This window comes from Mesorhizobium sp. 2RAF21, from assembly GCF_052115345.1.
Lineage (GTDB): Bacteria > Pseudomonadota > Alphaproteobacteria > Rhizobiales > Rhizobiaceae > Mesorhizobium > Mesorhizobium terrae.
The window spans coordinates 161,449-173,930 of the sequence record NZ_JBFRGM010000006.1 but is presented as its reverse complement, the minus strand read 5'-3'; the positions used below and the strand labels follow the sequence as shown (position 1 = coordinate 173,930).

The following is a 12,482-nucleotide window of genomic DNA, read 5'->3' as shown; positions in this document are numbered from 1 at the left end:
CAAGCGCGGACTGCGGCAGGCGACCCGATTTGGTGCCGAACTGGCCATCAGGGCAGGCCTTTCGCCTGCCCGTGCCGGCTATGCCTTGATGCGGCTCATGCCCGGATCATAGAGCGGCTCAAGATGCAGATGTGCCGGCACTTTTTGCGTGGCGACGACCAGTTCGTAGCTGCCCTCGCGCAGGAATTTGTCGTCCACGCCGGCCGCGTTGCGGACATAACCGTAGCCGATGTTCTTAGCCACCGTGTAGCCGTAGCCGCCGGAGGTCAGATAGCCGACCGGCTCGCCATTGCGCAGGATCGTCTCGCGGCCAAGCAAGACAATATCCTGATCATCCACCGTAAAGCCGGCAAAGCGTTTGACCAAAGGCTGCCTGGCGACCTTTTCAAGTGCCATACGACCGAGGAAATCCATGTCGGTCTTCAGCTTCACCGCCCAACCGAGACCCGCCTCGAACGGTGTGTCGTTCGGCGTAATGTCGGAGCCCCAGGCGCGATAGCCCTTTTCGAGCCGCAGCGATTCCAAAGCGCGATAGCCGACCGGGCGAATGTCGTGCTCCTTGCCGGCCTGCATCAGCGCATCGAACACCTCGCCGGTAGCCGCGATGGGCACATGCAGTTCCCAGCCGAGCTCGCCGACATAGGTGACGCGCAGCGCCCGCACCGTGTGCCCGGCGATGGCGATCTCGCGCACGTGGCCGAAGGGGAAAGCTATGTTGGAGACATCCGCCTCCGTCACCTTCTCCAGCACCTTGCGCGCATCCGGCCCCATCAGGGACAACGTGCCGAAGGCTTCGGTGACATCGACCAGACTAACGTCGAAGTCCGCGCCGATATGGTCGCGGATCCAGGCCAGATCATGGGTGCGGAAGCCAGTGCCGGTGACGATGTAAAACCGGTCGTCGGCCAGGCGTGCCACCGTGAGGTCCGCCTCGATACCGCCGCGCGTGTTGAGAAGCTGCGTATAGGTGAGCCTGCCGACCGGCTTGGCGACATCGTTGGCGCAGACCCAATCGAGCGCCCGACCGGCATCGGTCCCCGTCAGCTCATATTTGGCGAAAGACGACTGGTCGAAGATGCCCACCTTGTCGCGGACATGGCGATGCTCGTCGCCAACCGGGCCGAACCAATTTTGGCGACCCGTGGAGTAGACATCCTTCGCCTCGGTACCCTCAGGGGCGAACCAGTTCGGCCGTTCCCAACCGAGCTTGGAGCCGAAGACTGCACCGTGCTTCTGCAGGCGCTGGTAGAGCGGAGAGACGATACGCGGCCGGCCGCTGTCATACTCCTCGTGCGGGAAGCCGATCGTATAATGCTTGCCATAGGCTTCGAGCGTGCGGTCGCAAACCCATTGGCGGTCGCGGTGCAGGTCGGAGAAGCGGCGGATATCGACCACCCACAGATCGAGCGGCGCCTCGCCATCCACCACCCATTTCGCCAGCACCCAGCCAGCACCGCCGCCCGATGCGATGCCGAAGGCGTTGAAGCCGGCACCAACGAACATGTTGGCGCATTCCGGCGCGACGCCGAGAATGAAGTTGCCGTCCGGCGTAAAACTCTCCGGGCCATTAATCATCTGCTTGACGCCAACGGTCTCCAGCGCCGGCACGCGCGCGATGGCCTGCGTCATATGCTGTTCGAAATGATCGTAGTCGTCGTCGAACAGGCGGAAGGCCCATTCATCCGGCACGTCGCCACCCGGCAGGCCGGTCTCCCAGGCCTGGGGGTTCGGCTCATAGCCGCCCATGACGAGGCCGCCTACCTCTTCCTTGAAGTAGGTGCGGCGGTCGGGATCGCGAATGGTGGGCGCGTCTGTCGCCAGACCTGGAATCTTCTCGGTGATGATGTACTGGTGCTTGACCGGCTGCAGCGGCACGTTGATGCCGACCATGGCGCCAACCTGCCTGGCCCACTGGCCGGCGCAGTTGACCACCTTTTCGCAGGCGATATCGCCCTGGTCGGTTTTGACCGCAACGATGCGGCCGTCATTCATGTCGAAGCCGGTCACCTTGATCTTCTCGATCAGCCGGGCGCCGTGCATGCGCGCGCCCTTGGCCAGCGACTGCGTGATGTCCGACGGGCTCGCCTGACCATCGGTCGGCAGCCAGCTGGCGCCGACAAGGTCGCCGGTTTCCATCAAAGGCCACATCGCCTTGACCTCGGCCGGCGACAGAAGATGCATGTCCATGCCGAAGCTGCGCGCGGTGGTGGCCAGCCGTTTGAATTCGGTCCAGCGGTCCTGGTTGGTGGCGAGACGCAGGCAACCGGTCATCTTCCAGCCGGTGGCGAGGCCGGTTTCGGCCTCGAGGCCCTTGTAGAGATCGACCGAATATTTGAGCACGCGGGTGATCGAGGCCGAGGAGCGCAATTGCCCGACCAGTCCGGCAGCGTGCCAGGTGGAGCCCGAGGTGATGGAACCCTGTTCGAGTAGCACCACATCGGCCTTGTGGTCGCGGGCCAGATGATAGGCCGTCGAACAGCCGATAATGCCGCCGCCAATGACGACGATCTGGGCATGGCTTGGCAGGGTCATGGCAGGACTTTTCCGTATTTAGAGCTGTAGCTTTCGAGCGCCGCATCAAGGCGGGCGAGGTTTTCGCCGGTGTAGGCGACGTAGTCGGCGCCCGGTGCGTCGAGATAAAGTTCCGAAACCATGCTCCACATCGCTTCGCGCAGAAGCGAGGCGCATTGCATGGCGGCGAAGGACCGGCGCACGGCCTCGTCTGGTCTGTGGCCGAGATAGGCGCCCAGCAGCGCGTCTGCCTCGGCCTGGGGCATGCCGGCGTTCGATGCGATCCCGGCGAGGTCGAACATGGCGGTGCCAAAACCGGCATACTCAAAGTCGATCAGCCAGAGCTTTTCGCCATCGTCGAGAAAATTGGCCGGCAGCAGATCGTTGTGACCGAAGACGATCGGCAGCGGCGCCTGCACGCTCTCCAGCTGGTCCGCCAAGGCGAGATAGCGCGGCAAGGCCGGCGTCATGCGGCTGTTTCCGGCACGCAGCGTGCGCGCATAATCGCGAATGACGTGAAACACCCAGAAGATGAAGCCGGCGCCGGAGACGTGGTTGGGCATTTGCCGGTGAAAGTCGCGCATCAGCCTGGCAATGCGCTCGCCATTGGCGCGCACGTCCTCAGCACCATAGGTTTTGGCACCGAGAAACTCCGTGACCATCACACCAGGCTCGGCATATTCGACGGCCGGCCCGAAACCGGCGGCCTCCGCCGCCCGCGCTGTCATCAGCTCGCGCTCGCGCAAGACATGATGGAACGGATAGTCGCGCCCCAAACGGACGACATGCTTGCCGGCGGCGTCGGTGACCAGCAAATTCTCGTTGCTGAGCCCGCCCGACAGCGGCGCGACCTGAATGCCGCCCTTCCAGCATGGCAACCCGCGAATGCGATCCTCGCTCGTCGTCACGTCCTCTCCATTCGGCCAACGGTCTCCTTGCCGGAGACTTCTCGACACCCTGACGCCGCCGTTCCCAGGGCGGAGCCATCCTTCTTCGTCGTCAAATTCGGATGACATAGGCCAGGTTGTCAACGCAAATCTGTGGCTTTTTCTGTTTTTATGACCGTTCTTGTTGTTTTCTGCCGCGCGAAGCCGTACAAATCGGTCACATCAACCATGGCAGATGAGTTCGACCGGTGAACCATTCGAAGCGGCATGGCGAAATCCTGCGCCTCCTCAAGGAGGAAGGCACTGTAACCATTGCCGATCTCGCCGAGAGGCTCGGCGTTTCGCTCGAAACGGTGCGGCGCGACGTCAAGCCACTGACCGACGATGGGTCGGTGTTCAAAATGCATGGCGCCATCAGCCTTCCAGGCATTGTCGGCGAAGCGCCGTTCGAACGGCGCATGCGCGAGAACGCCGAGGCCAAGCGGGCCATCGCCCGCATGGTTGCGGCAACCATCCGCGACGGCGAATCGATCATGCTGGACTGCGGCACCACCACCAGCTTCCTGGCCCGCGAACTGGCCGGGCACCGGCGGCTGACGGTTGTCACCAACTCGTCCGACATTGCCCGAACGCTGGCCACCACCAATGGCAACAAAGTCTACATGGCCGGCGGCGAACTGCGACCCGATTCCGGCGCCGCATTCGGCGTCTCGGCCATCGACTTCGTCCGACGCTTCGGCGTCGATCACGCGGTGATCTCGGCAGGCGCCGTGGATGCCACGGGCGGGGTCATGGACCACGACCTGGAGGAAGCCGAATTCGCGGCCATGGTGCTGTCGCGCGGCCAGCGCTCCGTGGTCATCACCGACCATACCAAGTTCGGCCGCCAGGGCCTTGTCAGGGTATGCGGCTTTTCTGGTTTCTCCGAACTGGCGACCAATCAGGCACCGCCCGCCGATATCGCCGCCGCATTGGAGGCCGCGGGCACGCGGTTGCGCGTAGCAGCCAATGGCGGGCAAAACCCGGCCTGAACGGCCCTTATCTTTTCTTGATGTCCGCCCGGCCAAATCCCAATCGATATTTGACCGGAAGCGGGAGCATTGTGCGCACTCCTGAAATTCGGAGAAGCATCGTGCTCGACCTCGCCTACCTAGCCCTCGGCATAGGATCCTTCGTGATTTTCGCGCTTTACGCACGCGCGCTGACCAGGCTCTGAGGGAGGCAATCATGATGGAAGCCTTACTCGGCCTCGTCGTCGCCATCGCGCTCGGCGTTTATCTCGTCGTGACGCTGCTGCGGCCCGAAAAATTCTAAAAATCAATCCTTGAGAGTTCCGCCATGTCTTTAATCGGATGGCTGCAGATCGGCCTACTCTTTCTCATCGTCCTATTGCTGATCAAGCCGCTTGGCCTGTTCATGGCAAAGGTCTTTTCCGGTGAACGAACCTTTCTTTCGCCCGTGCTCGGCCCCGTCGAACGCGGCTTCTATTCCTTGGCGGGCGTGGACCCCAAGAAGGAGCAGGGCTGGCTTGCCTATGCCTTCTCCGTCATCGCCTTCAGCGTGATGGGCCTTGTCTCGCTCTACGCGATCCTGCGCCTGCAGGCATATCTGCCCTACAATCCGCAAGGTTTTCCCGGCGTTGCGCCCGACCTTGCCTTCAACACCGCCGTCAGCTTCGTGACCAACACCAACTGGCAGTCCTATGGCGGCGAAACCACGATGAGCCATTTCAGCCAGATGGCTGGCCTCACCGTGCACAACTTCGTCTCGGCCGCGACGGGCATTGCCATGGCGCTTGCGCTTACCCGCGCCTTCATGCGCTCGCACGCAACGACGGTCGGCAATTTCTGGGTCGACCTCACCCGCTCGACGCTCTATGTGCTTTTGCCGCTTGCCATCATCGTCGCCATCGCCTTCGTGGCCATGGGCCTGCCGCAGACGCTTGACGCCTCGGTGACCGCGACGACGCTCGAAGGCGCCAAGCAGACCATCGCGCTCGGACCAGTCGCCAGCCAGGAAGCGATCAAGCAGCTCGGCACCAATGGTGGCGGCTTCTTCAACGTCAATGCCGCGCATCCGTTCGAAAACCCGACGGCGCTGTCCAACTATCTCAACATCGTCTCGATGCTCACGATCTCGGCGGCACTGGTCTACACCTTCGGCCAGATGGTCGGTGACCGCCGCCAAGGCTGGGCCTTCATAGCCGCGATGGCGATCCTGCTGATCGCCGGCGTCGGCGTTATCTACTGGGCAGAAGCGCAAGGCAATCCGATCCTGACCGCGCTTGGCCTCGACAATGCGCTCGGCAATATGGAGGGCAAGGAAGTCCGCTTCGGCCAAGCGATGACCGCTGCCTATGCCGCCGTTACCACCGGTCTTTCCGACGGCGGTGTCAATGCCATGCACGGCTCGTTCACCGGTCTGGGCGGCATGATACCGATGTTCCTGATGCAACTCGGAGAAGTGCTGCCGGGCGGTGTCGGCTCGGGCCTCTACGGCATGCTGGTCTTCGCCATTCTCGCCGTGTTCGTCGCCGGACTGATGGTCGGCCGCACGCCGGAACTGCTCGGTAAGAAGATTGAAAGCCGCGAGATGAAATACGCCATGCTGGCCGTGCTCATCCTGCCGCTGTCGATCCTGGTCTTCACCGCGTTTTCCGCCATGTTGCCTTTCGCGGTCTCCGCCATCGGCACCAACGGACCGCACGGCCTGTCCGAGATCCTCTATGCCTATACGTCGGCGACCGGGAACAACGGTTCAGCCTTCGGCGGCCTCTCGGCGAACTCGCCCTGGTACAACACCACGCTCGGCATCGCGATGCTGCTCGGCCGCTTCGGCTACGCGATCCCTGTCCTTGCCATCGCCGGCTCGCTGGTCGGCAAGACCAGGACGACGGCCTCCGCCGGCACCTTCCCGACCCACACGCCGCTCTTCGTTGGCCTGCTCGTCGGCATCATCCTCATCATGGGTGGTCTGCAGTATTTCCCCGCTCTCGCCCTCGGCCCCATCGTCGAGCATTTCGCAATGCTGGCCGGCCAGACTTTCTAAAGGACATCATTCATGTCGACCGCAGTACACCACAAGCTCTTCGAACCGGCCATTCTGTGGCCGGCCCTCGGGCAGGCCTTTGTCAAGCTAGCGCCGCACAAGCTGATGCGCAATCCCGTCATCTTCGTCACCGAAGTCGTGGCGGCGCTGGTGACGCTGATGTTCCTGCGCGATCTCGTCGCCGCAGGCGGCAAGCCGCTCTTCTCCGGCCAGATCGCGATCTGGCTCTGGTTCACCGTGTTGTTCGCCAACTTCGCCGAAGCCGTGGCCGAAGGCCGCGGCAAGGCACAGGCCGACAGCCTGCGCCGCACCAAGTCGCAACTGACCGCCCGCAAGCTCCTCTCCGACGGTGGCTTTGACGTTGCCAGCATCCCGGCAACCGACCTCAAGGTCGGCGACCTGGTTCTGGTCGAAGCCGGCGAACTGATCCCCGGCGACGGCGAAGTGGTCGAGGGCATCGCCTCGGTCAACGAAAGCGCCATCACCGGCGAGTCCGCGCCTGTCATCCGCGAATCCGGCGGCGACCGCTCGGCCGTCACCGGCGGCACGCAGGTGCTGTCCGACTGGATCAAAGTGCGCATCACCGCCGCACCCGGCTCCTCCTTCGTCGACCGCATGATCGCGCTGATCGAAGGCGCCGAACGCCAGAAGACGCCGAACGAGATCGCGCTGTCGATCCTGCTTTCCGGCCTCACTTTGGTGTTCCTCATTGCCGTGACGACGCTTTGGGGCCTGGCCGGTTATTCCGGTACGGTGCTCTCGATCACTGTGCTTGCCGCACTGCTGGTGACGCTGATCCCGACCACGATCGGCGGCCTGCTTTCGGCCATCGGCATCGCCGGCATGGACCGCCTGGTGCGCTTCAACGTCATCGCCACCTCCGGCCGCGCTGTCGAGGCGGCGGGCGACGTCGACACGCTGCTGCTCGACAAGACCGGCACCATCACCTTCGGCAACCGCATGGCGACCGAGTTCCTGCCGGTACCTGGCGTTCGCGCCGAAGAACTGGCGGAAGCCGCCATGCTGGCCAGTCTCGGCGACGAGACGCCGGAAGGCCGTTCGATCGTGGCGCTGGCCACTGGCGAATACGGTTCGACTGCGCCGACGAAGCAACCCGACAACATCGTGCCGTTCGCGGCCGAGACCCGGCTGTCGGGCGTCGATCTCGGCAACCGCCATCTGCGCAAGGGCGCCGTCGATTCGGTGCTGAAATTCACCGGCCTCGACGAAGCACACGTGCCTTCAGCCTTCCGGCAGGCGGTGGAGGTTGTCGCACGCACCGGCGGTACGCCGCTGGCGGTCGCCGAAGGCAACAAGCTGCTTGGCGTCATCCACCTGAAGGACGTAGTGAAGCCCGGCATCAAGGAGCGTTTCGCGGCGCTGCGCGCCATGGGCATCCGCACGGTCATGGTCACCGGCGACAACCCGGTTACGGCGGCGGCAATCGCTTCCGAGGCCGGCGTCGACGATTATCTCGCCGAAGCAACGCCTGAGCAGAAGCTTGGCTATATCCGCAAGGAACAGGAAGGTGGCAGGTTGATCGCCATGTGCGGCGACGGCACGAACGACGCCCCGGCACTTGCCCAGGCAGACGTCGGCGTGGCCATGCAGACCGGCACGCAGGCGGCGCGCGAGGCCGCCAACATGGTCGACCTCGATTCCAGCCCGACCAAGCTCATCGAGATCGTCGAGATCGGCAAGCAATTGCTGATGACGCGTGGTTCACTGACCACTTTCTCGATCGCCAATGACGTCGCCAAATACTTCGCCATCATCCCGGCGCTGTTCGTGGCGACCTATCCGGCGCTGGACTATCTCAACATCATGCGGCTGTCGTCGCCGGAATCGGCGATCCTGTCGGCGGTGATCTTCAACGCCCTCATCATCGTGGCGCTGATCCCGCTGGCGCTCAAAGGCGTCGCCTACCGTCCGGTCGGTGCCGCCGCACTGCTGCGCCGCAACCTCATCGTCTACGGCGTCGGCGGCCTGATCCTGCCCTTCGCGGGCATCAAGCTGGTCGATATCGCCGTGTCGGCTCTTCATCTGGTGTAATCATGACAACTTATTTGCGCCCCGCCTTTGTCCTCATCGTGCTGTTCACGGCCCTGCTCGGCATCGGCTATCCGCTCGCCATCACCGGCATCGGACAGATAGCCCTGCCTGCCCAGGCCAATGGCAGCCTCATCAAGCAGAACGGAACCGTCATCGGCTCCGAACTGATCGGCCAGAACTTCGCCAACGATCGCTATTTCTGGCCACGCCCTTCGGCGATCGGCAGCACGCCCTACGACGCCGGCAACTCCAGCGGTTCCAATCTCGGCACCACTTCGCAGAAGCTGAAGGACCGCGTTACGGGCGACATCCAGCGCCTGCATGCTGCCGGCATCGCCGGGCCAGTGCCGACCGATGCCGCAACCACCTCGGGGTCCGGCCTCGATCCGCACATTTCGCCCGACTTCGCACGCGACCAGATCGCACGCGTTGCCAAGGCGCGCGGACTGCCGGAAACCGAAGTGGCCAAGCTCGTCGACGACACCGCCGAGGGCCGGCTGCTCGGCCTGATCGGTGAGCCTCGCGTCAACGTGCTGAAACTAAATCTCGCGCTGGATCGGCTAAAGTCTTAAATCTACTGAATGGCCGATAGCGACCGACACAGAGAGAATAGAGCTGACCCCGACGCACTGCTGGCGCTGGCGGACAAGCAGGAACGTGGCCGGCTGACCGTGTTCCTCGGCGCCGCGCCAGGCGTCGGCAAGACCTATGCCATGTTGTCACGCGCACGCCGCGTGAAGGAGGATGGTGGCGACATCCTGATCGGCCTGGTGGAGACGCATGGGCGCGGCGAGACCGCCGCGCTCCTGGAAGGGGTTGAGATCCTGCCGCGGCGCAAGATCGCCTATCGCGGCCACACGATCGAGGAATTCGACCTCGACGCTGCACTCGCCCGTCATCCGCAAACCATCGTCGTCGACGAACTGGCGCATACCAACGCGCCGGACAGCCGCCATCCCAAGCGCTACCAGGACATCGACGAACTGCTCGCCGCCGGCATCAATGTCTGGACGGCTCTGAACATCCAGCACCTCGAAAGCCTGTCCGACGTCGTTGCGCAGATCACCGGCGTGCCGGTGCGCGAACAGATACCCGACACGGTCCTGAAAAAAGCCGACGAAGTGCTGCTGGTGGACCTGCCGCCGGCCGAACTGCTCGAGAGATTGAAGGAAGGCAAAGTCTACCTGCCGGCCAATGCGGTGCGCGCCGCCGACTCCTTCTTCCGCCTTGGCAACCTGACTGCATTGCGCGACCTGGCGCTCAGGCGCACCGCCGACCGCGTCGACGACCAGATGGTCGACTATCTCAAGCAAAACGCCATCGAAGGGCCGTGGCCCTCGGCGGAGCGTCTTCTGGTCTGTATCGGCCCCGACGCGCTCTCCGAAAAGGTGGTGCGCACCGCCAGCCGGCTAGCATCCGGCCTCAACGCGCACTGGCTGGTGGCCTCGATCGAACCCGTCGACCGCGCCGTTTCCGACCAGGCCGGGGAACGCCGGCTAGACGAGACTTTCCGCCTCGCCGAAAGGCTGGGTGCGGAGACGCGCCGGGTCAAGGGCGCCGACTTCGTCGACGAGATCCTGCGGCTGGCCCGCCGCGAACACGCAACGCAGATCGTCATCGGCGGACGCAAGCAATCGTTCCCGTTCAGGCTGTTCCGCCGTTCGCTACCCGACGCGCTGATGGAGCGGGCCTCGGGCCTCGGCGTCTATGTCGTCACCGGCGAAGAGGAGATGCCGCCGCCGGCTGCTCCCGCCAAGCCGCGCGCGCTGATCTTCCGCATCCTGAAGGATGTTGGGCTCGCGGCAGCGATGACCGCGGCGGTCACGATCCTCGGGCTGGCGCTCGACGAAGTCGTGCGCCTGCCAAACATCTCCATCATCTACCTCCTGGCGGTGCTCGCCTCCGCAATCAGCGCCGGCTACGCAGCGGCGATCGCCGCCGCGCTGTTTTCGGCGCTCGCCTATAATTTCTTTTTCATTCCGCCGATCTACACACTGACGATCGCCGAACCGCACGAGGTCTTCGCGCTGTTCGTGTTCCTAGCCGCGGCCATGCTGACCGGCGGGCTGACCTCGCGCCTGCGCGAGCAGGCGAAAGTGTCCGGCGAAAGGGCCATCACCACGCAAGCGCTCTACGACTATTCGCGCAAGCTTTCCGGCACCTCCAAGCAGGACGACGTCGTCTGGGCAACGGTGACGCAGTTGCAAGGCGCGCTGTCGCGCACCGTAGCCCTGCTTCTGCCGGATCAGGGTGAGTTGCGCCTACAGGCATCCTGGCCACCCGACACCGAACTCGGCGTTTCCGACATGGCCGCCGCGCGTTGGGCCTTCGAGAAGCGCGAGGAAGCCGGTAGCGGCACCGGCACCTTGCCGAACAGCGTCTTCCGCTTCATCCCGCTGACCAGCCCCCACGGCGTCGTCGGCGTCTGCGGCATCCAGCAGAATGGAGAAATTCTCGACGGCAGCGAAGAAAGGATGCTGATCGCCATTCTCGATCAGTCGGCGGTTGCCATCGACCGTGCGCGGTTGTCCAAGGAAAGGCTGCAGCAGGCAGCAGCCCTCGAAGGCGAACGCTTCCGCTCGGCCCTGCTCGCCTCAGTCTCGCACGATCTGAAGACGCCACTGGCGACCATAACCGGCGCGATCACCAGCCTGCGCGAATTCGGCGACAAGATGGACAAGGGAAGCCGCGACGACCTTCTGGTTTCGATCGACGAGGAAAGCGCAAGATTGGCGCGCTTCCTTGCCAACCTGCTCGACATGACGCGCATCGAATCCGGTTCGGTCGAAGCCAAGCGCGACTGGGTCGATGTGGTGGACGTCGTCCGTTCCGCAGTCGAACGGTCGCAAAAAGCATTCCCCGGTCGGGCGATCGAGGTGCAGCTGGCGCCCGAACTGCCGCTGATCCGCGGCGACAGCGTGCTGCTTGGCCAGGTGCTGTTCAACCTGATCGACAATGCCGACAAATATGGCGGCGCCGATCCGATTCGTATCTATGCGCGGCAGGAAAAGGACGAGGTCACGCTCTCGGTGGTGGACATGGGTAAGGGCATTCCAGAAAACGACCTTGATCAAATCTTCGAAAAATTCTTCCGGCGCGGCAAACCGGACGGCCGTGCCCCCGGCACCGGCCTCGGCCTGCCGATCGCGCGTGGTTTTGTCGAGGCCATGGGCGGCACGATCAAGGCCGAAAGCCCGGCGCAGAAACGGAAGGGTACGCGCATGATCCTGCGCTTCCCCGTCGAGGCCGTACCCGCCGAAACCGAGGTCGCCTCGTGAGCGGTTTCCGGGTGCTGGTCGTCGACGACGAACCGCAGATCCAGCGTTTCCTGCGCCCCGCGCTGACCGCAGCCGGCTACGAGGTCATCGAGGCCGGAACCGGAGCGCAGGCGCTGAAAGCGATCGCCACCATGGCGCCGGATCTCATCATTCTCGACCTCGGCCTGCCCGACATGGACGGCAAGGAGGTGGTGCAGAATGTGCGCGGCTGGTCCGAATTGCCGATCATCATCCTGTCGGCACGAGACCGCGAGAGCGAAAAGATAGCCGCGCTCGATCTCGGCGCCGACGACTATATCGAAAAACCGTTCGGCATCGGCGAGCTTACGGCGCGCATCCGCACGGCGCTGCGCCACCGTACCCGCGAAGACGGTGGCGTGACCGAGATTTCAGTGGACGGGCTGCATATCGATACCGTGCGGCGGCTCATCACACGTGACGACACGCCGATCCACCTGACCCCGAAGGAATACGACCTGGTACTGATGCTGGCGCGCCATGCCGGGCGTGTCGTTACCCACAAGGCTTTGCTGACATCCGTCTGGGGGCCTGCCCATGCCGACGACCTGCATTATCTGCGGGTCTTCGTCGGCCAGGTGCGCGGCAAGATAGAACGTGACCCGTCTTCTCCCGCGATCATCCGGACAGAGCCAGGCGTCGGTTATCGTTTTGTCGGGGAGGACGCCTGAGCCTGCGACGCGCCCCT

General features: G+C 63.8%; 9 protein-coding genes. 7 read left to right on the top strand and 2 right to left on the bottom strand.

Annotated elements, in window-relative coordinates; all coding sequences use genetic code 11:
- Positions 1-78: 78 nt before the first annotated feature.
- Both AB4136_RS11840 and AB4136_RS11835 read right to left on the bottom strand, forming a co-directional pair.
- Positions 79-2,532, bottom strand: a complete 2,454-nt coding sequence (locus tag AB4136_RS11840; RefSeq protein ID WP_024924199.1) for a GcvT family protein — start codon at positions 2,530-2,532, stop codon at positions 79-81.
- The gene (locus tag AB4136_RS11835; protein WP_024924200.1) at positions 2,529-3,419 is read right to left on the bottom strand and encodes a choline kinase family protein; all 891 of its coding nucleotides are present in this window, start codon (positions 3,417-3,419) and stop codon (positions 2,529-2,531) included. The genes AB4136_RS11840 and AB4136_RS11835 overlap by 4 nt, the downstream gene beginning before the upstream one ends.
- Positions 3,420-3,646: 227 nt before the next feature.
- Between AB4136_RS11835 and AB4136_RS11830 the strand changes: the two genes are divergently transcribed.
- The 7 genes from AB4136_RS11830 (at position 3,647) to AB4136_RS11800 (ending at position 12,465) form a co-directional block, all read left to right on the top strand.
- Positions 3,647-4,429: a DeoR/GlpR family DNA-binding transcription regulator gene (locus tag AB4136_RS11830; protein WP_024924201.1), complete on the top strand. Its 783-nt coding sequence runs from the start codon at positions 3,647-3,649 to the stop codon at positions 4,427-4,429.
- 196 nt (positions 4,430-4,625) lie between these two features.
- Complete coding sequence (kdpF, locus tag AB4136_RS11825) at positions 4,626-4,712, top strand: K(+)-transporting ATPase subunit F (RefSeq protein ID WP_065998122.1); 87 nt, start codon at positions 4,626-4,628, stop codon at positions 4,710-4,712.
- Between the two features lie 24 nt (positions 4,713-4,736).
- Positions 4,737-6,446: a potassium-transporting ATPase subunit KdpA gene (kdpA, locus tag AB4136_RS11820; protein WP_024924202.1), complete on the top strand. Its 1,710-nt coding sequence runs from the start codon at positions 4,737-4,739 to the stop codon at positions 6,444-6,446.
- Positions 6,447-6,458: 12 nt separating this feature from the next.
- Positions 6,459-8,498, top strand: coding sequence for a potassium-transporting ATPase subunit KdpB (gene kdpB, locus AB4136_RS11815; protein ID WP_024924203.1), 2,040 nt, complete (start codon positions 6,459-6,461; stop codon positions 8,496-8,498).
- 2 nt (positions 8,499-8,500) lie between these two features.
- Positions 8,501-9,070 carry a potassium-transporting ATPase subunit KdpC gene (gene kdpC / locus AB4136_RS11810; protein ID WP_024924204.1) on the top strand — a complete coding sequence of 190 codons (570 nt, stop codon included), beginning with the start codon at positions 8,501-8,503 and terminating at the stop codon, positions 9,068-9,070.
- Positions 9,071-9,079: 9 nt separating this feature from the next.
- On the top strand, positions 9,080-11,776 hold the full coding sequence (locus tag AB4136_RS11805; RefSeq protein WP_024924205.1) for a sensor histidine kinase: 2,697 nt from the start codon (positions 9,080-9,082) through the stop codon (positions 11,774-11,776).
- Positions 11,773-12,465, top strand: a complete 693-nt coding sequence (locus AB4136_RS11800) for a response regulator (protein ID WP_024924206.1) — start codon at positions 11,773-11,775, stop codon at positions 12,463-12,465. Before AB4136_RS11805 ends, AB4136_RS11800 begins: the two co-directional genes overlap by 4 nt.
- Positions 12,466-12,482 lie beyond the last annotated feature (17 nt).